Source organism: Delftia sp. WY8 (assembly GCF_018437695.1).
In the GTDB taxonomy this organism is placed as follows: Bacteria; Pseudomonadota; Gammaproteobacteria; order Burkholderiales; family Burkholderiaceae_C; genus Comamonas; species Comamonas tsuruhatensis.
Genome location: NZ_CP049795.1, coordinates 2,014,428 through 2,038,661, shown reverse-complemented (window position 1 = coordinate 2,038,661; position 24,234 = coordinate 2,014,428). Strand labels below are relative to the sequence as shown.

Below are 24,234 nucleotides of genomic sequence, written 5' to 3'. Positions count from 1 at the left end.
AAGACCACCACCATGAACCACGACGAGAACGCGCGCACGCAGGTCTTTGTGGCGCGCACCATCCTCACCATGAACCCGGCCCAGCCGCAGGCCACCCATGTGGCCGTGCAGGGCGGCCGCATCTTGGCCGTTGGCCAGGAGGCCGACATGGCTGCCTGGCCCGAGGCCGAGCGCATCGACCGCCTGCACGGCAAGGTCCTCATGCCCGGCCTGATCGAGGCGCACAGCCACCTGATGGAAGGCGCGATGTGGGAGGCCGTGTACCTGGGCTACTTCGATCGGCGCGATCCCGAGGGCCGCCTGTGGCCCGGCCTGCGCACGCTGGATGCCGTGCTGGCGCGCCTGGCCGAGGCCGAGCGTGCCCTGCCCGATGCGCAGGCCACGCTGCTGGCCTGGGGCTTCGATCCCATCCTCTTCGGCAGCAGCCGGCTGTCGGTGCGCGAGCTGGACCGTGTCTCCGCCACGCGGCCCATCGTCATCCTGCACGCCAGCGTGCACCTGATGAATGTGAACTCGGCCATGCTGGCGCTGGCCGGCATCGACGAGGACACCGACATCGACGGCATCCACAAGGACGCCGAGGGCCAGCCCACCGGCGAGCTGCAGGAGTTCGCCGCCATGTACCCCGTTCAGAAGGTGATCGGCAGCGCGCTGTCTCTGGCTGCCGCCGAGCAGCGCGAGGCGATCTGGAAGTTCGGCCGCGTGGCCCAGCTCGCGGGCGTGACCACGGCCACCGACCTGGTCAGCGATCTCTCGCCCCAGGGCCTGGCCGCGCTGCGCGAGGTCACGGGCGACGCGGCCTATCCGCTGCGCATCGTCCCGGCCTTCGCGCCGCAGCGCAACCCGGAAGGCGGTGCCGCGCGCGTGCATGCTGCAGCGGCGTCCTCGGCCAGCGACAAGCTGCAGTTCGGCCCCGTCAAGTTCATCGTGGACGGCTCCATCCAGGGCTTCACCGCGCGCCTGCGCGCTCCCGGCTACGCGGGCGGGCAGCCCAACGGCCTGTGGCTGATTCCCCCGTCGCAGCTGCCCGCGCTGTTCGAGCCCTTCCACCTGGCCGGTCTGCAACTGCACATCCACACCAACGGAGACGAGGCCACCGAGGTGGTGCTGGATGTGATCGAGGACCTGCTGGCCAGGCACCCGCGCGCCGACCATCGCCACACCCTGCAGCACTGCCAGCTGGCCAGCAGCGCCCAGCTGCAGCGCGCCGCGCGCCTGGGAATGTGTGTCAACTTCTTCTCCAACCATCTCTATTACTGGGGCGATGCCCACGCCGAGCAGACCGTGGGCATGCAGTGGGCCTCGCGCATGAACGCAGCGGGCACGGCGCGGCGCCTGGGCATGGATTTCGCCATGCATTCCGATGCGCCCATCACCCCTATCCACCCCCTGTTCACCGCCTGGTGCGCGGTGCAGCGAGAAACCGCTTCAGGCCGCGTGCTGGGCGAGGCCGAGCGCCTGTCGGTGGACGACGCCCTGCATGCCATCACCATGGGCGCGGCCCGTACCCTCAAGCTGGAGCAGCGAGTGGGCAGCATCGAGCCCGGCAAGCTGGCGGACTTCGCCGTGCTGGAAGACGATCCCCGCGCGGTGGCGCCCGCCGCCCTCAAGGACGTGAAGGTCTGGGGCACCGTGCTGGGCGGCCGCATCTTCCCCGCGCCCGGGTCAGCGCCATGAGCACGCCGGCCGCCGCGGCGCAGCGGGCGCCCGTTCCCATGGTCGTCGTGGGCGGCTATCTGGGCGCGGGCAAGACCACCTTGCTCAACCGGCTGCTGGAGCGCGCCGATGGCCTGCGCGTGGCCGTGCTGGTCAACGACTTCGGCGAGATCAACATCGACGCCGCCCTGATCCGCACGCGCAGCAGCGACGTGCTGCAGCTGGAAAACGGCTGCATCTGCTGCTCCATCGGAGGCCGGCTGGCCGAGGCCCTGGCCGCCGTGGGCGCGCGGCCCGACCGCCCGGACCTGCTGGTCATCGAGGCCAGCGGCGTCTCAGACCCCGTGCGCATCGCCCAGGTCGGCATGCTCGACCCCGCACTGCAGCTCAACGCCATCCTGGTGGCGGTGGATGTCCAGGACGTCGATGAGCAACTGTGCGACCCGCTGGTCGGCGACATGGTCCGCCGCCAGATCTCGGGCGCGACGGCGCTGGTGCTGACCAAGGCCGATCTGGTGGACCCATTGACGGTCGACCATGCAAAAAGCCGCCTCTCCGGTCTTGCGCCCCTCGCCCTGGTGCTGGCCGCGCAGCATGGCGACATTCCCATGGCCTTGTTCCTCGATGCAGTTCCCCGGCCGGGCCGTTCGCAGAGTCTGCTGGGAGCGGGCGGCGCCTGGCAGGGCGCCGTCAATGGCATGGCCGGCATAGGCAGCTTCTCGTACAGCACGCCCCGGTGCTTCGACAAACGGCGGCTCAGGCAAGCGCTGCGCACCCTGCCCGTGCCCCTGCTGCGGGCCAAGGGCATCGTGCGGATGGCTGACCACTGCAGCGGCCAGGAAATCCATTGGGTGGGCGGGCGACTGCGCGTCACAAAGCTGCCTATGGCACAGATCTGTGAATCCGCCTTGGTTTTCATTGGCTGCTTTGGCGACGAAGCGCGGCAACTTCTGTGCAAGCACTTGGACAGTGCGCTGGTAGAGGCTGATTAGGGCGCCTTATCTAAGGGCACCCAGCGGACGCGCCGTGTGCATGGCGGGGCACGTCAGGTTGGGGGCAAGGCTGGATAAGCCCGTGTGGAAAAGAGGGGTTTTTTTGAGAGCCTCAAAGATAGCTTGCTACAAGAAAAATAGCTGCCGAGTCAATTAACCATTGACTTTGGACTCCCCGTTCGACTGGCGCATCTAGGTGCAACGAGTGAGCTTGCTTATCAGACAGCTCCTGTTTTTCTATGTCTGCCTGGTTTTATGTTGTGTATAAATGTAGAATTTTTTAAAAATTCAATTGACCGCAGATTGTGATTGAGTCATCCAAGGCACACTGCAAGGCGAAAGCATGAGTGCTGACTTGGCGTTAAAAATGATGTCGGACCTGTTCTGGACGGGTCTGATCGTATGTCTCCCGATACTGGGCCTGACCATGCTGACCGGATTGCTCATCAGCGTGGTGCAGGTGGTCACGCAAATCCAGGAAATGTCGCTGACTTTCGTTCCGAAGCTGTTCGTGGCTGCCGTCGTGCTGATCGTGTGCGGCCCCTGGATGCTGAAGAAACTGGGGCAGTTCGCAACCCAGCTCTGGATGCGCATTCCGGCGATGTTCTGAATCCCCACGATATGGATTCCCTGCCGCATCACTGGCTGCCGGCGATCGATGGCACCTGGCTTCACGACGCGTGGTTAAAAGCTTTTCTTCCCTCGTTGCGGTTGGCTGTCGTGCTGGCAATGACGCCCGTGCTGTATGCCATGCCCATTCCCGGGCGCGTGCGTGCGCTGCTGGTGATCGGCCTGTCCTGCACGATGGGGCAATTGCTGTCGTTGCCACCGGCAGCGGCCGTACTGAGCATGGGTGGATTGCTCCAGGCGGCATGCGTGGAGGTGGCGCTGGGCATTGTGCTGGCGTTGGGCGTGCTGCTGGCATTCGCAGCCTTTTCCCTGGCGGGCAATCTTCTCGATGTGCAGATCGGGTTTGGCATTGCGCAAGTGTTCGATCCCGTGGGTAACAAGGCCGCGCCGCTGCTGGTGTCGGTATTCAACTATGTGGCCGTGGTCGGTTTCGTGCTGATCGATGGCCATCACAGCCTGCTGCGGGCCCTCGCCTACAGCTTCGAGCTGTTTCCGGCCGGTGCGAACTGGCCATTGGTTCTCGCCTCGGGCCCCGTCTTCAAGCAGGCCAGCGGGATGTTCATTCTTGGATTTGCGCTGGCCGCCCCTGTGGTGTTCTGTATTTTGCTTGTGGAGTTCGCCTTGGGCCTGGTCGCCAGAAATCTTCCTCAGATCAATATGCTGGTGCTGGGCATTCCCGCCAAGATCGTTGTCGGTTTTGCCGTGATGTCGCTGTGGTTTGCCGGAATGGGTGGCGCCATGAACCGGGTGTACATGGGCATCTTCGATATGTGGGGAGCCGTCTTTCTCGGCGCGACCCATGGGGCGGGGGCTCACTGATGGCCGAGCAGGATCTGGATCACAATGAGGCGGCCACCCCTTACAAACTGCAAAAGGCCAGGGAAAAGGGTCAGGTCTCCAAGAGTTCCGATGTGGTGTCGGCCCTGGTGTTCACGGTGGCCGTTGCATATCTGTCATGGCAAGGATGGGATATGGCCCTGCGCCAGTTCCGGCTTGACCAGTTGCTGGTGATTCAAAGTTCCATGGCCAGCCCAGGCGCTGAAATGCTGTGGCCCCTGATTGCCGGCATGCTCAAGGAGGCATTGGCCTGGCTGGCGCCTTTCGCTTGCACCGTGATGATTGCCGCGGTGGTCGGCAATGCGATGCAGACGGGGCCGGTTCTCTCGGTGGAGCCCGTGGTTGCCGATTTCAACCGCCTCAATCCTGCCAATGGCATCCAGCGCGTGTTGTCCATGCGAGCCCTGTTTGACGCAGCCCGCGCCTGCGTCAAGCTGGGTTTGCTGATCGCAGTCGCCTATTTCTCTCTCAAGGACCTGGCGCCCCAGTTCTACAGCCTTTCCGGCCTGTCACCCCAGGGCTATCTCAAGACGCTGATTGCCGACCTGGGCAGCCTGGGTTTCAAGATGGCATTGCTGATGGCCATCATCGCTGCCGTTGACTGGGTGTTCACGCGCCGCGAATTCGCCAAGAAGATGCGCATGAGCAAGCGCGAAGTCAAGGATGAGCACAAGCAGCGCGAGGGCGACCCGCGGGTGAGGGCGCGACTGCGCGACCTGCAGCGTGAGGCGCGCAAGCGCAGCAAGGCCCTGCACCAGACCCGCAATGCGGACGTAGTGCTCACCAATCCCACGCATGTGGCCGTTGCGCTGCGCTATGTCCATGGAGAGATGGACTCGCCTCAAGTCGTTGCCAAGGGCGCAGGCCATCTGGCGGCGGCCATGCGGCAGATCGCAGCCAGGCACCGCATTCCTGTCGTGCGCAGTCCTGCGCTGGCTCGCCGCCTGTTCAGTGAACTCGATGTGGAGCACCACGTGCCGCCGCACCTGTTTGCCGATGTGGCCCGCATCATCGTGTGGATCTTCGCCATGCGCGAGCGCTCGGCGGCGGGGGCTGCGCCATGAAATCCCTGCAACGCTTTTTCGGCAGGCACAGCGATGTGGCCATGGTCCTGCTGGTGCTCGGTGTGCTGGTGGTGCTGTTTGCGCCCATCCCCAGCGGACTGCTGGATTTCCTGATCCTGACCAACTTCAGCTTCGCCTTCCTGATCCTTCTGCTGACCTTCTACATGGCCAGGCCGGTGGAGTTTTCCACCTTTCCGTCCCTGCTGCTGATTGCCACCTTGTTCCGGCTATCGCTGAATGTGGCGGCCACGCGGCTGATCCTGTCGGATGGCGATGCCGGGCGCGTCATCGGCGCCATTGGCGCCTATGTGGTGGGGGGCAACTATGTGATCGGCCTCATCGTCTTCCTCATCCTCATCGTGGTGCAGTACGTCGTGGTCACGAACGGTGCGCAGCGCATCTCGGAAGTGGCGGCGCGATTCACGCTGGACAGCATGCCGGGGCAGCAGATGAGCATCGATGCCGACCTGAACATGGGCTTCATCGACCAGGCCGAGGCACAGCGGCGCCGTAAGAACATCGAGAAGGAAGCCGGCTTCTATGGCGCCATGGACGGCGCGAGCAAGTTCGTCAAGGGCGATGCCATCGCGGGCATCATCATCTTGCTGATCAACATCATCGGTGGCCTGGTCATCGGGGTGATGCAGCACAAGCTGCCATGGGCGCAGGCGCTCAAGACCTATTCGCTGCTGACCATCGGCGATGGCATCGTCACGCAGGTGCCGGCGTTGATCATTGCCGTGGGCACCGGCATCATCGTGACGCGCTCGGCCTCGGACGGCAACCTGAGCCAGGAAGTGCTGCGCCAGATCACCTCCTTCCCCAAGACACTGCTGCTGGTGGGGGCTGCGCTGACGGGACTGCTGTTCTTCCCGGGAATTCCTGCCCTGCCGACCCTGGTGCTGATCGCTGTGGTGGCCGCGGTGGCGTGGGTGGTCTACCGCAATGCCGGCACGCCCGCCGAGGATGGCGCAGCGCCTGCGGATGGGCAGGATGCACCGCAGCAAGCCGATGCAGCACAGAAAGGGGAGGACGATCCCTATGCATCGCTGCAGGTCGAGCCCATCGAGGTCCATGTGGGAAGTGAGTGGGCGTCGCTGGTCGGTCAACCCGGCAGCGTTCTGATGGAGCGCATTTCCACCTTCCGCAAACAGCATGCCCAGGACCTGGGCCTGGTCCTGCCTCGCGTGCGCTTCAAGGATGTGGCGCGGCTCGGCCAGGATCGGTACGAGATCCATATCGACGGCGTGGTGTGCGGGCGTGGCGAGGCAAGGGCCGACCGCCTGCTGGCCATTCATCCCACCGGCAAGACGGATGGAATGCCCGGGGAGCCCACGCGGGACCCGACCTACGGCCTGCCTGCGCTCTGGATCGAAGAGCAGCAGCGCGCCGCCGCGACGGCGGCCAAGTTCACGCTGGTGGATGCTCCAACCGTCTTCATGACGCATCTGACCGAGGTACTGCGGCGCGAGTCGGCTACGCTGCTGACGCGGGCCGAGGTGGACCGGCTGCTCAATCGCGTGCGCCAGAACCATGCCAGTCTGGTGGAAGAGCTGATTCCCACCGTGCTGTCCGTCAGCGATGTGCAGCGCGTGTTGCAGAACCTGCTGCGCGAGAAGGTATCGATACGGCATGTGGAAGCCATTCTGGAAACGCTGGCGGATGCCGGACGCCAGACCAAGGATGTGCTGCATCTGACCGAGATGGTGCGTCTGCGCCTGGGCCACGCCATCTGCCAGGGGCTGGCGGGCGAAGGCGCTACCCTGCATGTCATCACGCTCGACCCGGCCATGGAAAGCCAACTGCTGCAAAGCGTGCAGTCCGCGCAGGCCGGCCTGCGCGCCGACGACGGCGCGGCCGCCCCGGCGTCCTTCGCGCTGGAGCCCAAGCTGGCTGAGCAAATGATGCTCAAGCTCATGCAGCAGACCGAGCGGATGATGAAAAGCAATCTGCTTCCCGTGCTGCTGTGCGCCCCCGAGCTGCGCCGGCATGTGCGCCTGCTGTCCGAGCGGATGATGCCCCACCTGCGGGTGCTGTCAATGGCCGAGGTGCCCCAGGCCATCGAGCTCAAGTCCTATGCCGTCGTGAGCCTCTAGCGGCCCGCATCCTCCCATTCCCATTGCTCCCCAGACCATGCAAGAAGTACTCGCCCTCGCGCTGCAATCCATGCAGCAGGACATGCAGCGACTGGACCGGACAGGCCTGAACCTGGCCAATGCCCTGACGCCGGGCTACCAGCGCGAGGTCGTCTCGGCGCGGCCCCTGCGGCTGGGCGCTCCCTCGTTCGCCGCGATGGTCGGCACGGCAGCAGCAGCCGCCGCCGAGAACGCGCCGGCTGCGTCACCCCATACGCCTGCTGCCGGTCTGCTGGTGCAGACCGACCACCGTCCCGGCACGCTTCGCTCCACGGGGCAGAACCTGGATGTCGCCCTGGCTGGCGCAGGCTATTTCGAGGTGAGCACGCCCGGTGGACCGGCCTACACGCGCCAGGGCAATTTCAGGCTCGACGCACAGGGGCGCCTGGTCACCGCCCAGGGCCATGCCGTCATGGGGCGAGGTGGCGAGATCCTCCTGCAGTCAAGCCAGGTGCGCATCGATGCCCAGGGAAACATCTTCGACGGGGATGGGGTGGGCCGCACGGACAGACCCGTCGCGCAGTTGAAGGTGGTCGAGGCGCCGCAGCCCTCGCAACTGCGGCGCCTGGGCGAAGGTCTCATGTCCATCGATGGCCAGCCCGGACAGCTTGCCGATGCCGATATCCGCATACAGCAGGGCTTTGTGGAGAACTCCAACGTCAGCTCCATGCACGAGATGGTGCAACTGATGCAGACCATGCGGCATTTCGAGTCCATGCAGAAGGTGGCGCTGGGCTATGACGAGATGACCGGCCAGGCCATACGCAAGCTGGGAGAACTGTGATGGCACATCTTCGCTGCGGTTGTTCCGCCTGCTTCGGCAGCCCGGACTCCGGCAAGCATCCGTTTTGCAAGACGCGCCAGGTCATTGCACCTGGCCAATTTCTGGAGGCAGATTTCCATGTATGACGCTTTGTACATCGGCGCGACCGGCATGCAGGCGCAGCAGCTCAACGTCGAGACCATCGCCAGCAATCTGGCCAACGTCAACACGGCAGGCTACAAGCGTTCGCGGGTCAGCTTCTCCGATCTAGTCGCCCTGGATCCGGCACGCCGCACGGCGGCCCTGGCCGGGCCCGACGCGGGCCTGCTTGCGCCGGTGATGCGCATGGGCGCCGGGGTGGGCGTGGCCGGTATCACCAAGCTTTTCGAGCCCGGCGATATCAAGAAGACCGACCTGCCCATGGACATCATCGTCCAGGGTGAAGGTTTCTTCGAGGTACAGACACCCGATGGAACTCCCGCGTACACACGCGGCGGCACCTGGACGGTCAACCGGGACGGCAACCTGGCCACATCCGCAGGCCTGGCCCTGAAGCCGGCGATCGCGGTTCCAGACGATGTGCAGGCGCTGGTCGTGCAGCCCGATGGGCGCGTGCAGGCACGCGTGGCCGGGCAGCAAAGCCTTGCGGACCTGGGCAAGATCGATCTGGTGCGCTTTGCCAATCCCCAGGGACTGGCTGCGCAGGGCGACAACCTGTACCGTAGCAGTGCCGCGTCTGGCGAGGCACTGCTGGTGCGTCCGGGCGAAGAGGGCGCGGGCCACATTGCGCAGGGCTACCTGGAGGCCTCCAACGTGAAGATGGTGGACGAGATGGTCAACCTGATGCTGGCACAGCGCACGTACGAGGCCAACACCAAGATCGTCCAGGCCGCGGACGACATGATGGGCATGGTCAACGGACTGCGGCGATGAGGCGGATGCAGGCTCTCTTGCCCGTGGCCGCGCTGGCGGTCGTGTGCTGCGCTCCCGCCTTGGCGGTGCCTGCGCAGGCCTGGCTGCGCGTTGAGCTGCGCCCTCAGGTGACGGTGCAGCATTCCAGCGTGCGGCTTGCGGACATTGCCCTGCTGACCAGCTCCGACCTGGGCCTGCTGCGCCGCGCGCTGGCCATACCGCTGGGCCAGGCTCCGCGTCCGGGAGAAAGTGCCGTGCTGGAGAGCGAGCGGCTGGGCTACTGGCTCAGGAGCCGCACAGGTCTCAGGCAGGACCAGATCGACTGGCAAGGTCCCGGCCAGACGGCCATCGTCACGGCCATGCAGGAGATTCCCGGCGAACAGGTGGCCGCGCAGGCGAAGACCGCCCTGGCCCAACACCTGCAGTCGATGGCCCGCCAAAAGGGTCTGGACCTTTCACGCCTGGACATTGATCCTGTGGCCCTGCCTATGTCCGTGGAGGTGCCTGCGCAGGGCCGTCGCCTGCAGGTGCGGCCTCTGAACGCGACACGGATGAGCCCGCGCATGCTGGTCTGGGTCGATGTTTTCTCTGGTGACCGCCATGTGCGCGCCATTCCCGTGCGATTTGAAGTGGCTGCCTTTGCCCGGTTGCCGGTCGCCTCGCATGCCATGCCGGCCGGTGCGCCCGTGCAAGCCGATGGCATGGAGTTGCGCGAGATGGATGTGGCCGCGATGTCCGCCGTGCCGGCCCTGTCCGGCGTCGCCGGGATGGACGCATCGGCAGCAGCCGATGCGGACGCACCCGTGCTGCGCCGCGCGCTGCAGGCCGGTGAAGTTGTCTCCGCAGACAGGCTGCAGGCCAAGCCTGCGGTTGTGCGCGGCGAGTGGGCCAGCCTGGTGACGCGCCAGGGGCCACTGTCGCTGGAGAGTCGGGTGGAAGTCCTGCAGGACGGGCAGCCCGGGCAGATCGTGCGGGCCAGGCCGGCCAATGCGACAGGGGTGCTGTCCGCCCGCGTTGTGGGCCGAGGACAGTTGGAGTTGCAACCATGATCACGGCAGACAAGATGAAGGCAAGGGCCAGGGCCGCGGTCCTGGCGTGTGTCATGGTGGCTCCGCTGGGCGCACTGCATGCCGAGAGCCTGTTCCAGGAGCAGAGCTTCAGGCCCTTGATGGCCGACAACAAGGCTTTTCGCGTGGGAGACGTGCTGACCGTGCAGGTGTTCGAGAACTCCAGCGCGACCACCTCCGCAGATACGGGCACGCGCCGCCGCAATGCCTTGTCTGCCGATCTTTCCCACGGCAGCGGCAGCGTGGCGCAGACGGCAGCGGGCCTGGGTGGCACCTTCGATGGCGGCGGGCGCACCCAGCGCACCAACCGCGTGCTGGCCACGCTGACGGTTTCCGTGCGCGAAGTGCTGGCCAACGGCGATCTGCTGGTGGGCGGCGAGCAGACGCTGACCGTGAACGAGGAGCCGCAGAAAGTGACATTGGAGGGGCGGGTGCGCCCGCTGGACATCTCGGACAGCAACGTGGTGCTGTCCACGCGCCTTGCCGACGCGCGCATCAGCTACGTGGGCGAGGGCGACATCGCCGAACGCAGCCGCCGCCCCTGGTGGCGCAGTCTTCTGGACAACCTGGGGCTTTGACATGGCGCATCACATGAAGAATTTGTGGAGCTGCGTGCTGGGTGCTGCACTGCTGGCGGGGCTTCAGATCCCCCTGAACGCGCAAGCCGAAAGCGTGCGTGTCAAGGACCTCGGGAAACTGCAGGGCTGGCGCGAGAACGCCCTGGTGGGCACGGGCATCGTCACGGGCCTGGCGGGCACGGGCGACTCTGCCTCCAGCCGGGGCGCACGCCAGGCGCTGTCCAACGCCATGTCGCAGTTCAACCTGAACATTCCCCCGGAGCAGATCCAGAGCCGCAATGTGGCCGTCGTCATGGTCAGTGCCGCGCTGTCGCCCTTCTCCCGCGAGGGCGATACGCTGGACGTGACCGTCACCTCGGTGGGCGACGCGCGCAGCCTGGTCGGCGGCAGCCTCATGCTCATGCCGCTCAAGGCGGCCAACGGCCGCATCTACGCGCTGGCCCAGGGGCCTTTGTCGGTGGGTGGCTACCGATACGACGCCAACGGCAACGTGGTCCAGAAGAACCACCCCACCGTCGGCTCCATTCCCGGCGGGGCGACGGTCGAGGTCGGGGTCACCGCACAGGTGGTCTCGCAGGACAACCGCATGACCTTCGTGCTCAACGAGCCCGACTACACCACGGCCGACCGGGTCGCCGAGGCCATCAACCGCCAGTTCGGCGACACGCTTGCCCAGGCGCGCGATGCCTCCGGCATCGACCTGTTCGTGCCCGAAGGGCAGCGGCGCCGGCTGGTGTCCTTCGTCTCGCGGCTGGAGTCGGTCTTCGTCGAACCTGACCGGCGCGCCAAGGTCGTGATCAACGAGCGCACGGGCACCGTGGTATCGGGTGGCGATGTGCAGATATCCAAGGTCGCCATCTCGCATGGGGACCTGAAGCTGTCCATTCGCAACGAGGTCACTGCCTCGCAGCCCGGCTTCATCGGCGTGGCAGGCGATGGCGTGCGCACGGCGCTGGTGACGAACACCCGCGTGGATGTGCAAGAGCGCGAGGCGCCAGGCTTCGTCACGGGCAGCACCACGGTGGCCGACCTGGTCCAGTCCCTGGTGAGCCTCAAGACCAATACGCGCGACATCATTTCCATTCTCCGGGCCGTCAAGGCCGCCGGCGCCCTGCACGCCGAGCTGATCGTCCAGTAAACACTTTCCAGGAGGGAGCACCCAATGACCCAGGCAATCGAGGCCGTCACCGTGGCCAGCCTGTCCATGGCGCTGGATGCAGCATCGCTGCGCCACCAGGCCATCGCACGCAACATCGCCAATGCCGGCACCCAGGGCTACGTCCCGGTACAGGCCAGCTTCTCCGGGCAGATGCAGGAAGCACGTCGTCAACTGGACCAGGGCCAGCTGTTGAGTTCGGCGCAGGTCGATGCCATGGCGCAGGAGAGCCTGCGCCTTGAACCCCGGCGCGACGCGACGGGCCTGCCAGCCGGCGTGCAGCTGGACTCCGAGGTGGCCCAGATGGCGCACAACGCCGTCCACTACCAGGCCCTGCTCAAGGGCCTGTCGCAACACATGTCGCTTTTGTCATCCGCCGTCTCTGACGGCAAGCGTTGAGGAACCTTCGCATGGACTATTCACAAGCCTTCGCCATCAGCGCCAGCGGCATGACGCTGGAGCGCACCCGTGTCGAGATCGCGTCGCTGAACCTGGCCAATGCCAACACCGTGGCGGGCACCGACGGCAAGCTCTTCCAGCCGCTGCGCGTCGTGGCGCGCACCTCCTTCTCGGACACCGTGGCCCAGGGGCTGGCAGCGAATCCCGTGGTCTCGCTGGAGCCGACGCAGCAGCCGGCGCGCATGGTGTATGAGCCAGGCCATCCCATGGCCGACGCGCGCGGCTTTGTCTCCTATGCCGGCGTGGATACCGCCACGGAAATGGTCACCATGATGAGTGCCATGCGCGCCTACGAGGCCAATGTAGCCGCGATGAACACGGCTCGCAGCATGGCGCAGAAGGCATTGACCATCGGAGGTGGCGCATGAGCACCGAAGCCCTGGGTGCGGCGTCCGCAGCCCTTTCCTCGATCGCCGAGCCTTCGCTGGCCCCTTTGCAAGGCGCCATGCATGCAGGGGGCGCTGGTGCGTCCGGTACTACCGGTGCCGGCTTTTCCAGCATGGTCACGCAGGGCCTGCAGCAGGTCAACGGACAGCTGCTGGCCAGCCAGACGGACTTGCAGCAGCTGTCCGTGGGCAATGTACAGAACCTGCACCAGGTCATGATCCGCCTCGAGGAAAGCCGGCTGGCGTTCCAGCTGACCATGCAGGTGCGAAACCGCCTGCTGGAGTCCTACCAGGACGTCATGAGGATGCAGGTGTAGCCGTCCCTGGGCAGCGCAGGCAGCAGGCTTGCGTGCGCCCCGGATCACACCGCTGAACTTCGCAACGCATCAAGAGCAAAAACACATGACTGAATTCTGGGAGGGCCTGGGCCGAGGCGCTCGCACCAGCCTGATCGCCGGGCTGATCGCCATCGTGCTGGGCACCGCCGCGCTGGCCTGGTGGCTGTTGAGAGCCGATTACCAGGTGCTGTTCTCGGATCTCAAGCCGCAGGACGCGGCTGCCATGAGCTCCGAGCTGGACAAGCTCAAGATTCCCTACCGCTTCGACGAAGCCCAGGGAGCCCTGCTGGTGGACAAGGCGCAGGTCTTGCCGACGCGGCTCAAGCTCATGGGCCAGGACATGCCGCTGCAGGGGGCCGTCGGCTTCGAGCTGTTCAACAACACCGACTTCGGCATGACCGAATTCGCGCAGAAGATCAACTACCAGCGCGCCCTGCAGGGCGAGCTGACGCGGACCATTCTGTCGCTGTCCGAGATCCGTGATGTGCGGGTGCATCTGGCGTTGCCTGAGCAGGGCCTGTTCAAGCAGGCGCAAGCGCGGCCCAAGGCCGCCATCACCATCACGCTGCGGGACGGGCAGTACCTCAGGCCCGAGCAGGTCAATGGCATACAGCGCCTCGTAGCGGCCGCCACGCCGGGCATGACGGCCCAGGATGTCACCGTGGTCGACAAACAGGGCGTGGCGCTGAGCCGTTCGAGCGAGGAAAGCGCCGATGCTGGTGCAGCTGCCGCGGGCTCGGGACGGCTCGAACTCAAGAAGGACACGGAAGCCCAACTGGCCCGCAAGGCAGCGGCTGTGCTTGACCGCGCCTTCGGCCCCGGCCAGGCGCTGGCCAGCGTCGATGTCACGCTGAACATGGACCAGGTCCGCATCACGACCGAGGACGTGATTCCTGCCGCCTCCCGCACGGCAGACAGCCGTGGCGTCATCGTCAAAGAGCGCGAATCCGTGCGCGACGGCGGCCAGCCGCCGCTGGACGCTGCGCGCGCCGGCAGCGCCGGCGGCGCGAGCACCCAGCGCGAGGTGGACTACCAAGTCGGCCGGCGCGTGGAGCAGGTCGTCAGCCAGGCCGGCTCGGTGCGCCGCATCCAGGTCGTGGCCGTGGTTCGCCAGCCGCTGGACGCTGGCCAGGAGGACAAGCTGCGCCGCCTGCTGGCAGCCGCCGTGGGCGCGAGCACGGAGCGCGGCGATACCGTCGTCGTCCAATCCATGCAGGCGCTGTTGCCTGTGAATGCAAACGCGGAGGGCGCTGCCGTGCAGCAGCAGGATGAAGCGCCGCTGTCTCCAGGCCAGGCCGTGCAGCCGGTGCCATCGGTGGCGTCGCATGTCGTGCCCAAGGGCCGTGGCCTCGATATCGATCTGCCCTTGCCCGTGCAGGCTGCGGCGGCTGTGGTCCTGTGCCTTGTGGTCGCACTGTTTGCTGTGAGCGCCGCGCGGGCGAACCGCAAGGCGCCGTCTGCCATGCCCGCAGGCCTGAGCGATGCCGAACGTCAAGCGGCCCTGCGCAAGCTGCAGCAGTGGATGCATGCCGATGGCGCAGGCCATGCCGCGCGGCCCATGGAAGGGCAGCAGACATGAGCTTTGCCGAACTGGCTTGCGCGCCCCAGACCGATCCGAGAAGAGCGGCTTTGCTGCTGCATGCCATGGCGCCCGCCGATCGCGATTGGCTGCTGGAGCGCATGCCGGCGCCTGCGGGGCAGGCGCTGCGCGGCTTGCTGATCGAGCTGGCGGAATTGGGCATACCGCCCGACACCGAATTGCTGGGTAGCGTGCTGCACGTACCGCGTTCACATGAGGCGCTGGCCGCGCCAGCGGTGCACGCCGAGGTCTCCGAGGATGCGCCTTTCCTGATGGCGCTCGATGCCGGCGGCATCGACGCGCTGGTCCGGGCCTGGCAGGGCCAGCCGTCCAGGCTGGTCGCACGGGCGCTGTGCCTGAGGCCCTGGCCCTGGCGCCCCCTGGCACTGGAAAAGCTGCCGCTTCCTCAGCGCCGCCGTGTGATGGACCTGATGGAGTCCATGTCGCTGGATGCTCCGGGCGACAACGCCATGGCTGTGGCGCTGATGGCCGCCATGCGCCACTGCTGCGAGCACGCTGGCGATGCCGTCGGCGCCGTACCCACGGTCCGGCCTGCCGGACGTGGCAATGAGCGTGGCCATGGCCTGCTGCGATGGCTGAAGAGAGGTCTTTGATGCCGGGCGAACCCCTGATCCTGCGCGATGCAGACTGGATGCCCGAGGCGCTGAAGATCGGCAGGCCGCGCAGCGCCAGCGTAGCCGCGTCGATCGCTGCGGCCGCCCATGCGGCTGCGCCGGCCCCGGCCCCGGCCGCAGCGCCTGCGCCTTCTGCCCAGTGGCTGGAGCAGCAGCGCCGCGCCGCCTATGAGGAAGGCCTGAAGGCAGGGCGCAAGGCCGCGGACGCCGAACTCGAGCAGCGCGCCCAGGCGCTGTCCCATGAGCAGGCGCAGGTGCGGGAAGCCATGGCTGCGCTGCAGCGCGAGCAAAAGGAGTTGCAGCAGCGCAGGCAAGCCGGTGAGCAGCAGATGTCGGCTCAGCGGGATTCGCTGCAAAGGCTGCTCCAGCAACTGCCAGCGGCCTGGGAGGGCTTCCTGCAGGCTGCCGAGGAAGACATGCTGTCGCTGGTCTTTGAGGCGGTCTGCCGCATCACAGGCGAGCAGGCCGTCAGCCGCGACGGGGCGCGCGCCATGCTGCAGCGCACGGTGCAGGCCTGGCATGGCCGTCGGCCCTTGAGCGTGCATGTGCATCCCGACGATCTGGACGCGCTGCAGTCCGATGCGCCGCTGCGCCAGATGCTTTCCGCATCGGGCTTCACCGCGGAGAGACAGACACTGCGCTGGGTCGCCGACCCCGAAGTGCAGTTGGGCGGCTGTCTGCTGCGTTCCGAAGAGGGCGCGCTGGACGCACGCCTGGAGGTGCAACTGCAAGCCCTCAGGGCCAGCCTGGCGCAGACGCGGGAGGTGCGGCGGGAGATGCAGCGAGAGGGGCAGCGGCAGGGGCCGCGGCAAGTCCAGCACGATCAGACAACTGCGGCAGTCGGCGGCCCGTTCAAGCCCGCAGGGGAGGCCGCACGATGACCGTGCCCTTGCCCTTGCCCTTGCCCTTGCCATTGCTTGATGTGCGCGCCATTCTCGGTGAGTACCGCAGCGCCCTGCGTCAGGCCGAGCTGTCCCGGCGACTGGGCCGCGTGCTGCAGATGCAGGGCTTGGCCATCGAGGCGCAGGGGCCTGATGCCACGGTGGGCGAGCTGTGCCGCATCCTGCCGCGCCAGCGACCGGCCGAGCGTGGCGGCAGTCGGCAGGCACCCCTGTCGCCCGAGCACGGTGTTCTGGCCGAAGTCGTGGGACTGAGGGGCGACGTGATCACCCTCATGCCCTACGGCAGCATGCAGGGCGTGGCAGCAGGCTCCGAGATCGTGGCGCTGGGGCGCCAGGCGAGCTTCGGCGTCGGGCCCGCACTGCTGGGCCGCGTGATCGACGGTTTCGGGCATGCGCTGGACCAGCGGCCCGATCCCGTGGCGCCGCTGCAGCGTCTGCTGCATGCGGCGCCCATCAATCCCATGCAGCGCCCGCGCATCCACGAGGTGCTACAGACCGGTGTGCGCTGCCTTGATGGCCTGCTGACCGTGGGCAAGGGCCAGCGCGTGGGCATCTTCGCAGGCAGCGGCGTCGGCAAGAGCACGCTGCTGGGCATGATTGCCCAGCACGTCAGCGCCGATGTCAATGTCATTGCGCTGATCGGCGAGCGTGGGCGCGAGGTGCGCGAATTCATCGACAAGCAACTCGGCCCCGAAGGCCTCGCGCGGTCCGTGGTGGTGGTGGCCACATCGGACCAGCCGGCCCTGGCGCGCATACGCGCTGCGCATGCGGCCGTCACCATTGCCGAATACTTCCGCGACCAGGGGCGGCAGGTCCTGCTGACCATGGATTCGGTCACGCGCCTGGCCATGGCGCGGCGCGAGGTGGGGCTGGCCGTAGGTGAGCCGCCCACGGCACGCGGCTACACGCCGTCCGTGTTTGCCGAGCTGCCCCAGCTGTGCGAGCGCTGTGGCACGGCGCCGTCGGGAGGCTCCATCACCGCGCTGCTGACCGTGCTGGTGGAAGGGGACGACATGAACGAGCCCATTGCCGACAGCCTGCGCTCCATCCTCGACGGCCATGTGGTGCTGTCGCGGCATATCGCCCATGAAGGCCAGTACCCGGCCATCGACGTGCTGCGCAGCGCCAGCCGGCTGCTGCCCGACCTGACCACGCCGCAGGAGCGCGAACTGATTTCCGATGCGGTGCGCCATCTCGCCCTGCTGGATCGCAACCGGCAGCTGGTGGACATCGGCGCCTACGAAAAAGGCATGAACCCCGAACTGGACCAGGCCTTGCTGCTGGCTCCGGGCCTGAAGCAATGGCTCAGCCAGGCCGAGGGCGGAATCTCCCGCAGCCAGGCCATGGGCGAATTGCGCAAGCTGCTGTGGCCCGACAGGCCTGCCGTGGAGGCAGGGCCTTTGCTCGCGCCCGCTCCGGCGGCGGCACCAGCCCGGTCACCGGCCAAATTCAGCTTCTCGCTGACCCCTCAGAAAGGCAAGCGATGACCAGAGATGGACAGTCCGCATCGCAATCCGTGCCGAATGTGGACCTGCGCGGCTTTTCCTATGCGCTCACCCCCTATCTGCGCAAGCAGGAGTGGCAGATGGAACGGCTGCAGGCGCGCATGACCGGGCTGCAGCACAGCCTGGCCCAGGCCGAACACGCGTTGCAGGAGCAAGAGGCATCCATGCAGGCACATGCCGCCCAAATGCGGCAGTCAATGCACTCGCGCCCTGATCCGCTGCTTCACCGCAGGGGGCTGGCTTTCCTGTCCAGCCTGCACGCGCACATCGATAGCCAGAAGCAGAAAGTGCAGGCTCTGCGTGCGCAGAAGGCCGACCTCCAGGCGGAATGCCTGGCCCAGCAGCGCAGCATTGACGGCCTGCTGGAGCACAGGATGCAGGCCCTGCATGAATATGCGCTTGAAGCCGGGCGCGCTGCAGCGGCAGAGGCAGACCGTGACTGGGTAGGCCGCTTGGCCATGCGCCAGCCACTGCGTGAATTCCGCGTGGAGCAGTCCGAATGAACAGTCTCGACATTCATTCCGCAGGCCTGCCCGCTTTGCCTGCGCTCCCTTTCGGTGAAAAAGGCGTGGGGCAGGGCGGCGGTGCACCGCAGGACCAGGCACCTACGGGACAGCGCTCGCGTCAGGCCTGGTTGCGGGAAATGGAACGGGCCCAGCTGGCAGGCTGGTTCCAGCCGTTCGGCACGGCGACAGGTGACATTGCGCAGCACAACCCCAAGACGCAGACGCGCCCCGTGCAAGCCGGTGCGCAAGGTCCTGCTACGCCGCAGGCTGCACAGCGGCAGCCTCAGATGTCCATGCCCGGGCAGGCCCAGGCGCGCCCGGTCGCCACGACCGACTCCGGGACCGCCCGGACTGCGTCGGCGCCGGGCGCCGCGCCGGCGTTGGCCGAGAAACCTTCCCCCGGCCTGGCGGCGGCTGGCCGTTCGGGAACGTGGGAGTCCCTGTCTCCGCGTTCGGGCCACGGCCTGTCCATGAGCGACTCCTCTGCAGCCGTGGCTGCCTATGCCGCCGCCGGTGCCGACGCGGCGTCGGCATCGGCTGGCGAGGGCGGTGCCCCCGGCCTTGCCAAGGCTGTGTCCGCAGCGGCGTCGCAGCAGGCATCTGCGGCATCGGCGACTGCAGCGGCCCCAGCCGCAACAGAACACGCGGGCATGCGTCCGCCCATCCAAATGGCGGTGCAGACGGCTGCGCTCTTGTCTGCCTCGCCATCCGCCGCGCTTGCCCTGCTGGCCGTGCGCGACGCCGCGGTCCCGGCAACTGCCGTGCCTGGCGCAGATCGGCCTTCGACCCGTGCGTCGCAATCGCCGGCACGCCCCTCGGCCGCGTCAGGCCCCGCCATTGCGCGCTGGCAGGGTGCCGCACAGGCACAAGGCATGCGCATGCATGCGCAGTGGACGGAGCGCGGCGTGCAGCTGTGGCTGGGCCTGGACGGTAGCGCCCAGCAGGTGGGGGTGCAGGCGCAGGCCGTCGTGTACTCGCTGCATCGCCTGCTGCGCGACCAGGGCCAGCAGCTCAGCAGGGTGGTCTGCAACGGGCAGGTGGTATTCGATGCCGCGACGGCCCGGGCAGGCGCGGGCCGTGCACTGCATGAGTTTTCGGACCTCTTCGACAGGTATGCCTCGGCCACGCCGGGCATGCCGGCTTTCCTTCCATCCTCCAGCAAGGAGATTTCATGAGCATCGACAGCATCGGCAGCGCCACCACGGGACTGCGCGGCAACAGCCTGGGACAGGAGGATTTCATGAAGATCCTGCTGACCCAGCTGACCTACCAGGACCCCCTCAAGCCCATGGACAACCAGCAGTTCATGGCCCAGATGGCGCAATTCACCAGCCTGGAGCAGACCCAGCAGCTCAACCAGAAGATGGCCACCCTGATCAGCAACCAGGCAGCCCTGCAGTCCGTGGGCCTCATCGGCCGCACCGTGGACATCAACACGGGAGGCTCCTCGCTGACCGGCACCGTGGCCTCGCTATCGCTGGCGGGGGACTCGCCCTCCATCACCGTGCGCACCAGCTCCGGCGCCACGCTTCAGAACATCGCCCTGAGCCAGATCACCGCAGTGCGGTGAAGCGCTCCCATCCCGAGGACATTCCATGATCGAATCCATCTACGTCGGCATGACGGGCCTGGCCAGCTTCTCGCGCGGGCTGCGTGTCATCGCCAACAACACCACCAACCTCAACACGCCCGGCTTCAAAAGCTCCACGCTGCGCTTTGCCGATGCCTTCTATGCGGGCGGGGGCTATTCGGGCCGCCAGTTCGGCCAGATGGGCTATGGCGTGACGACCACCGGCACGGCCATGTCCTTCAAGCCCGGCGAACTGCGCCAGACCGGCAACGGGCTGGACCTGGCCATGGACGGCCAGGGACTGTTCATGCTCAAGGCCGAGGACGGCAGCATCCGCTACACGCGCGCGGGCCAGTTCCAGTTCGACAAGACCGGCGTGCTCGTCAGCGGCAGCGGAGCCAAGGTCATGGGCGTGGGCACCAACGGCGCGGCGACCGAGATCAGCATCGCCAATCTCAAGACCACCATGGGCAAGGCCACGACCTCCGCCAAATTCACGGGCAATCTGTCGAGCGCGGGCACGGACCAGACGGTCAACGGCGTGCGCGTCTATGACGCGGCGGGCGGCGAGCATCTGCTGACCCTCAAGCTCACTAACACCAATGCCACCACGGCAGGCAGCTGGAAGGTGGAGTTGATGGATGGCACCACCCTTGTCGATACCAAGCAGATCGTCTTTCAGGACGGCAAGCCCACGGCCGCCACCTCCAGGCTGTCCTTCACCTACTCGCCTGCCGGCCAGGCCGCCATGCCAGTGACGCTGGACTTCAGCACCGATGTCACCTCCTTCGCTTCGGGCACCCTGTCCACCCTGGCCTTTGCGTCCCAGGACGGCTATGCGCCGGCGGAACTCAGCTCTGTCTCCTTCGATGCGACCGGCACCCTGGTGCTGACCTATGGCAACGGACAGACCACCAAGGGGCCCCGCCTGTCGCTGGGGCGCTTCGACACGGTCGATGCCGTGGGCACCGTGGGCAACAACGAATTCGTGGCGCTGGACGGCGGTGCCTGGCATACGGGCGTGGCCGGTGGCGCCTTTGGCAATGTGCGCGCGGGCTATGTGGAAATCTCCAACGTCGATCTGTCGCAGGAGTTCAGCGACCTGGTCATCATGCAGCGCGGCTACCAGGCCAGCTCCCAGGTCATCTCCACGGCCAACGAGATGCTGCAGGAGCTTTTCTCCATGAAGAGCCGTTGATCCATGGTGCGTACATTGCAGGATCAATGCGTCGCTGCAGGTCTGCTGTCCCTGCAGGAATCGGGTAGGGCCAGGCTGCTGCGGGTCTGGAGCGCCCGCCAGAAAGAGAACGTCTGCGACGCCGTGCAGGCCGTGCTGCTCCAGTGGCATGCCGACTGGAGCGTGCATGGCGATGCCCCGGGGGCGCCTGCGGCATTGCGCGTGCAGGACCCCGGGGCCAATGATGGCGAAGGCGTGGACATGCTGGACGAACAGGCCGCGCTGCGCGCTCTGCACGCGCTCCTGTTCGGCCAGCCTGCGGCCGATCCCGACCGGCGCGGTCCGGCAGCACCTGCCCAGGACATGGCTGCAGGGCTGTGCGCACAGGCCTGGCAGTCCTTGAATGGCGGGCTGCGCCAGCTGGCGGGTGCCAGCCTGGGGGAACATCAGGGCGGTGCCCCCGGACCCTGGTCCGGTGCCGTTGTCCTGGCGCTGGACTGGGGCGGGGTACGCTGGGTGCTGCACCTGAACGCATCTGCCGTGGAGCAAGTCCTCGCCTCGTGCGGTGAGCTGGGTGCCGGCTCCCGGGATCAGGCCGAAGGCGCCGTACGCAAACCCCTGGTGCCGCTGGTGCCGCTGGCAAGTGCCCTGCACAGCCAGACGGTGACGGTCCGCCTCGAACTCGACCCCATATCACTGAGCCTGGGACAGCTGCAATCGCTGGCGCCGGGCGATGTCATCACCTTGACGCACGCGCTGGAGCAGCCTGCCCTGCTGCGACTGCAATCCCGGCAGGGCATGGATGCCGGTGAGCTCCTGTGCACCGGCTGGCTGGGGCAGTCGCAAGGCCGCCTGGGCGTCGAGCTTCAACCCCTTTCCAACACATCTTCCTGAACTGTCTATGTCTTTGCAGAACACGCCGCCGCAAGCTCCTGGCGCGCAATCCATTCCGTCTCCGGCCCCGCGCATGCAGCGCATCGAACTTGCCGAGCTGGATACTGCTGCCCCTTCCCCGGCTTCCTCCGCCTCCTCTCAGCCACTGGTACCCAGCCTGCACCCGCTGCACCAGGTCAAGACCACCGTGCAGGTCTGCGTGGGCACTGCCACGCTGACGGTCGGTGAACTGCTGGGCGCCCAGGCGCAGCAGGTGCTGGTGCTGGACACGGCTGTGGAGCAGGCCGTAGACCTGCTGGTGGAAGGCCAGGTGGTTGCGCGTGGTCAACTGGTGGCCGTGGGCGACCGCTTCGCCGTGCGCCTGACGGAGCTGCCCACGCCGCTGGGACTTCAAGCCAAGGCACATCCATGACCGTGGCACTGCCGGAGTCCATCCCCCTGCGCCGTGAGCCAGCGCCCGTTCCCGGCACGCCCGCCGAGGAACTGGCGTGGATGGGGGTTTTCATCGTCCTGCTGCTGCTGGTCTTCGTGGCCTGGCGCAAGTGCCGGCCGGGCGGCGCTGCCAGCGAGGGCAAGGCGCCGGCAGCGGGCTGGCTGGGACGGTGGATGGGCAGTCTGCAAAAAAAGCAGGAGCTCCGTACCAGCCTGGTCTCCAGCGCACGCCTGACGCCCCAGCACAGCGTGCACGAGGTGACCTGGCAGGGCAGGCGGCTGCTGATAGGCTGCGCACCCCAGTCCATCGCCTTGCTGGCCGAGGCGCCGCTGGATGAGAGCGCGGCGCAGCCAGACCTGTCCACCAACGAAGGCAAGGACGGCACGCCATGACACAAGCCGCATACAGCAGCCTGCGCCAGGGCCTGCGTAGGGCCGCAGCCGTGGGCGCCCTGTTGTTCATGGCGGGCGCCGCCTATGCGCAGGCCAGCGGCAAGGCCGGTGCAGCCACGGAGACATCGCAGGCCCTGCGCATCGTCATCGGCCTGACCCTGCTGGCCGTGCTGCCCGCCTTGCTGGTCTGCGTGACCAGCTTCCTGCGCATCATCATCGTGCTGTCCATGCTGCGCCACGCCATCGGCATGAACGAAACGCCGCCCAACACCGTGCTCATCGGGCTGGCGCTGTTCCTCACCATGTTCACCATGGCACCCGTGCTGGAGCAGGTCAACCGCGAAGCCGTGCAGCCCTTCATGGAAGGCCGCGCCGGCATGCAGGAAGGCTTTGCCAAGGGCATGGCGCCGCTGCGCGACTTCATGGTGCGCCAGACGCGCGAGCAGGACCTGGCCCTCATGGTCGAACTGTCCAAGGCCGAGCCGCCCGCGTCCATGGACGACATCAGCAACGTGCAGCTGATTCCGGCCTTCATGCTGTCCGAGCTGCGCGCAGCCTTTCAGATCGGCTTTGTCGTCTTCCTGCCCTTTCTGCTCATCGACCTGATCGTCTCCAGCGTGCTCATGACGCTGGGCATGATGATGATGCCGCCCACCACCATCGCCTTGCCCATCAAGGTGCTGATGTTCATCCTCATCGATGGCTGGAGCCTGCTGCTGCGTGCGCTGGTGGGCAGCTTTCACTGAGGCCTGCGCGCTTGCCCGCCATGGCTGCCGCCGCACCTTCCGCAAGCACGGATCTTCTCCTGGAGGAAGAGGCGCAACTGTGGTCGCGCTGGCGCGGGGCAGGCGATGCGGCGGCCCGCGATCGGCTGGTGCTGCACTACCTGCCCTTTGCCCGCACCCTGGCTGCCGTGCACTACCGCGGCCGGATCCACGCCGATGCGGAGTTTGACGACTACCTGCAACTGGCGCGCCTGGGCCTGATGGAGTCCGTGGACCGTTACGAGCCGGAGCGTGGCGCCCAGTTCAAGACCTATGTGGCCCATCGCATCCGTGGTGCCTTGCTCAACGGCCTGGAGAAAGCCACCGAGAAAAGCCAGCAGATCGCGGCCCGCAAGCGCCTTCAGGCCGAGCGGCTCGAAAGCGTCAAATCTGCGGCGCTGGACGCAGCGGCGTCCCATCCCTCCGATGAAGGCCGGGCAACGGTGCGCGGCACGGCGGCCCGCTCGCGCCAGAGCACCTTGCTGGCCTACCTGGCCGAAGTCGGCATAGGCATTGCGCTGGGTGTCATGCTGGAGGACACCGGCATGGTCGCCGCCGACGGGGAATCCGAAGGCAGGGACGTTGCCGCCGTGGCCGCCTCCCCCGACGTGCTGTACTTCCGAAAGACCGAACTGCAACGCTGGCGGGAGCAACTGCGCGAGGCCCTGGCACGGCTGCCAGCCCAGGAGAGCAAGGTCATCCGCTACCACTATCAGCAGGAAATCCCGTTCGACGAGATTGCCGCCATGCTGGGCGTCTCGCGCAGCCGGATTTCGCAGCTGCACCGCCAGGGGTTGGGCAAGTTGCGCCACATGCTGGGACAGGGGCCGCCCTGCGACGTCTTCCTCTAGACGCCTGCCCATACCCGCCAATCCCACCACAGCTTCAGCCCCTGTGGCTGCCC

Annotated in this window: 27 protein-coding genes; all 27 read left to right on the top strand. The window is 66.8% G+C overall.

What is annotated here, in order from left to right; all coding sequences use genetic code 11:
• The first annotated feature begins 12 nt into the window (after positions 1 to 12).
• The 27 genes from G4D77_RS09310 to G4D77_RS09180 all read left to right on the top strand — a co-directional run bounded on the left by G4D77_RS09310 (position 13) and on the right by G4D77_RS09180 (position 24,181).
• Complete coding sequence (locus G4D77_RS09310) at positions 13 to 1,677, top strand: amidohydrolase (RefSeq protein WP_047325981.1); 1,665 nt, start codon at positions 13 to 15, stop codon at positions 1,675 to 1,677.
• Positions 1,674 to 2,648 (top strand): CobW family GTP-binding protein, encoded by a 975-nt coding sequence (locus tag G4D77_RS09305; protein ID WP_154835322.1) that lies wholly within the window; start codon positions 1,674 to 1,676, stop codon positions 2,646 to 2,648. The genes G4D77_RS09310 and G4D77_RS09305 overlap by 4 nt, the downstream gene beginning before the upstream one ends.
• A gap of 343 nt (positions 2,649 to 2,991) precedes the next feature.
• Complete coding sequence (locus tag G4D77_RS09300; RefSeq protein ID WP_154835320.1) at positions 2,992 to 3,258, top strand: flagellar biosynthetic protein FliQ; 267 nt, start codon at positions 2,992 to 2,994, stop codon at positions 3,256 to 3,258.
• An 11-nt stretch (positions 3,259 to 3,269) separates the two neighbouring features.
• The gene (locus G4D77_RS09295; protein ID WP_154835318.1) at positions 3,270 to 4,097 is read left to right on the top strand and encodes a flagellar biosynthetic protein FliR; all 828 of its coding nucleotides are present in this window, start codon (positions 3,270 to 3,272) and stop codon (positions 4,095 to 4,097) included.
• Positions 4,097 to 5,179 (top strand): EscU/YscU/HrcU family type III secretion system export apparatus switch protein, encoded by a 1,083-nt coding sequence (locus G4D77_RS09290; RefSeq protein WP_154835316.1) that lies wholly within the window; start codon positions 4,097 to 4,099, stop codon positions 5,177 to 5,179. The genes G4D77_RS09295 and G4D77_RS09290 overlap by 1 nt, the downstream gene beginning before the upstream one ends.
• Complete coding sequence (gene flhA / locus G4D77_RS09285; protein WP_154835315.1) at positions 5,176 to 7,275, top strand: flagellar biosynthesis protein FlhA; 2,100 nt, start codon at positions 5,176 to 5,178, stop codon at positions 7,273 to 7,275. The genes G4D77_RS09290 and flhA overlap by 4 nt, the downstream gene beginning before the upstream one ends.
• A gap of 37 nt (positions 7,276 to 7,312) precedes the next feature.
• Positions 7,313 to 8,098 (top strand): flagellar hook-basal body protein, encoded by a 786-nt coding sequence (locus tag G4D77_RS09280; RefSeq protein WP_154835313.1) that lies wholly within the window; start codon positions 7,313 to 7,315, stop codon positions 8,096 to 8,098.
• 117 nt (positions 8,099 to 8,215) lie between these two features.
• On the top strand, positions 8,216 to 9,010 hold the full coding sequence (gene flgG, locus G4D77_RS09275; RefSeq protein ID WP_154835311.1) for a flagellar basal-body rod protein FlgG: 795 nt from the start codon (positions 8,216 to 8,218) through the stop codon (positions 9,008 to 9,010).
• 5 nt (positions 9,011 to 9,015) lie between these two features.
• Complete coding sequence (gene flgA / locus G4D77_RS09270; protein WP_193726166.1) at positions 9,016 to 10,038, top strand: flagellar basal body P-ring formation chaperone FlgA; 1,023 nt, start codon at positions 9,016 to 9,018, stop codon at positions 10,036 to 10,038.
• A 53-nt stretch (positions 10,039 to 10,091) separates the two neighbouring features.
• Positions 10,092 to 10,634 (top strand): flagellar basal body L-ring protein FlgH, encoded by a 543-nt coding sequence (locus G4D77_RS09265; RefSeq protein ID WP_227740830.1) that lies wholly within the window; start codon positions 10,092 to 10,094, stop codon positions 10,632 to 10,634.
• A 13-nt stretch (positions 10,635 to 10,647) separates the two neighbouring features.
• Positions 10,648 to 11,772, top strand: a complete 1,125-nt coding sequence (locus G4D77_RS09260) for a flagellar basal body P-ring protein FlgI (protein WP_227740829.1) — start codon at positions 10,648 to 10,650, stop codon at positions 11,770 to 11,772.
• Between the two features lie 24 nt (positions 11,773 to 11,796).
• Positions 11,797 to 12,189 carry a flagellar basal body protein gene (locus G4D77_RS09255; RefSeq protein WP_154835303.1) on the top strand — a complete coding sequence of 131 codons (393 nt, stop codon included), beginning with the start codon at positions 11,797 to 11,799 and terminating at the stop codon, positions 12,187 to 12,189.
• An 11-nt stretch (positions 12,190 to 12,200) separates the two neighbouring features.
• Positions 12,201 to 12,617, top strand: coding sequence for a flagellar basal body rod protein FlgC (gene flgC / locus G4D77_RS09250; RefSeq protein WP_154835302.1), 417 nt, complete (start codon positions 12,201 to 12,203; stop codon positions 12,615 to 12,617).
• Complete coding sequence (gene fliE, locus G4D77_RS09245) at positions 12,614 to 12,952, top strand: flagellar hook-basal body complex protein FliE (protein WP_154835300.1); 339 nt, start codon at positions 12,614 to 12,616, stop codon at positions 12,950 to 12,952. Before flgC ends, fliE begins: the two co-directional genes overlap by 4 nt.
• Positions 12,953 to 13,037: 85 nt before the next feature.
• Entirely contained in the window at positions 13,038 to 14,552 is a 1,515-nt protein-coding gene (gene fliF / locus G4D77_RS09240) for a flagellar basal-body MS-ring/collar protein FliF (RefSeq protein ID WP_154835298.1), read from the top strand.
• Positions 14,549 to 15,166: a hypothetical protein gene (locus G4D77_RS09235; RefSeq protein WP_154835296.1), complete on the top strand. Its 618-nt coding sequence runs from the start codon at positions 14,549 to 14,551 to the stop codon at positions 15,164 to 15,166. The genes fliF and G4D77_RS09235 overlap by 4 nt, the downstream gene beginning before the upstream one ends.
• On the top strand, positions 15,166 to 16,068 hold the full coding sequence (locus G4D77_RS09230) for a FliH/SctL family protein (RefSeq protein WP_193726165.1): 903 nt from the start codon (positions 15,166 to 15,168) through the stop codon (positions 16,066 to 16,068). The genes G4D77_RS09235 and G4D77_RS09230 overlap by 1 nt, the downstream gene beginning before the upstream one ends.
• Entirely contained in the window at positions 16,065 to 17,576 is a 1,512-nt protein-coding gene (locus G4D77_RS09225) for a FliI/YscN family ATPase (protein WP_154835291.1), read from the top strand. Before G4D77_RS09230 ends, G4D77_RS09225 begins: the two co-directional genes overlap by 4 nt.
• On the top strand, positions 17,573 to 18,097 hold the full coding sequence (locus G4D77_RS09220) for a hypothetical protein (protein WP_154835289.1): 525 nt from the start codon (positions 17,573 to 17,575) through the stop codon (positions 18,095 to 18,097). Before G4D77_RS09225 ends, G4D77_RS09220 begins: the two co-directional genes overlap by 4 nt.
• Complete coding sequence (locus G4D77_RS09215; RefSeq protein ID WP_154835287.1) at positions 18,094 to 19,275, top strand: hypothetical protein; 1,182 nt, start codon at positions 18,094 to 18,096, stop codon at positions 19,273 to 19,275. The genes G4D77_RS09220 and G4D77_RS09215 overlap by 4 nt, the downstream gene beginning before the upstream one ends.
• Complete coding sequence (locus tag G4D77_RS09210) at positions 19,272 to 19,670, top strand: flagellar hook assembly protein FlgD (protein WP_043824476.1); 399 nt, start codon at positions 19,272 to 19,274, stop codon at positions 19,668 to 19,670. Before G4D77_RS09215 ends, G4D77_RS09210 begins: the two co-directional genes overlap by 4 nt.
• 25 nt (positions 19,671 to 19,695) lie before the next feature.
• Entirely contained in the window at positions 19,696 to 20,868 is a 1,173-nt protein-coding gene (locus tag G4D77_RS09205; protein ID WP_154835285.1) for a flagellar hook protein FlgE, read from the top strand.
• Between the two features lie 3 nt (positions 20,869 to 20,871).
• A complete protein-coding gene (locus tag G4D77_RS09200) occupies positions 20,872 to 21,741 on the top strand; it encodes a FliM/FliN family flagellar motor C-terminal domain-containing protein (protein WP_154835283.1) in 870 nt (289 codons plus the stop codon).
• Positions 21,742 to 21,748: 7 nt separating this feature from the next.
• Positions 21,749 to 22,153, top strand: coding sequence for a FliM/FliN family flagellar motor switch protein (locus G4D77_RS09195; protein WP_154835281.1), 405 nt, complete (start codon positions 21,749 to 21,751; stop codon positions 22,151 to 22,153).
• Positions 22,150 to 22,566 (top strand): flagellar biosynthetic protein FliO, encoded by a 417-nt coding sequence (locus G4D77_RS09190; protein WP_213757946.1) that lies wholly within the window; start codon positions 22,150 to 22,152, stop codon positions 22,564 to 22,566. The genes G4D77_RS09195 and G4D77_RS09190 overlap by 4 nt, the downstream gene beginning before the upstream one ends.
• A complete protein-coding gene (gene fliP, locus G4D77_RS09185; RefSeq protein WP_227740827.1) occupies positions 22,563 to 23,312 on the top strand; it encodes a flagellar type III secretion system pore protein FliP in 750 nt (249 codons plus the stop codon). The genes G4D77_RS09190 and fliP overlap by 4 nt, the downstream gene beginning before the upstream one ends.
• A gap of 20 nt (positions 23,313 to 23,332) precedes the next feature.
• Positions 23,333 to 24,181: a sigma-70 family RNA polymerase sigma factor gene (locus G4D77_RS09180; RefSeq protein ID WP_154836418.1), complete on the top strand. Its 849-nt coding sequence runs from the start codon at positions 23,333 to 23,335 to the stop codon at positions 24,179 to 24,181.
• Positions 24,182 to 24,234 lie beyond the last annotated feature (53 nt).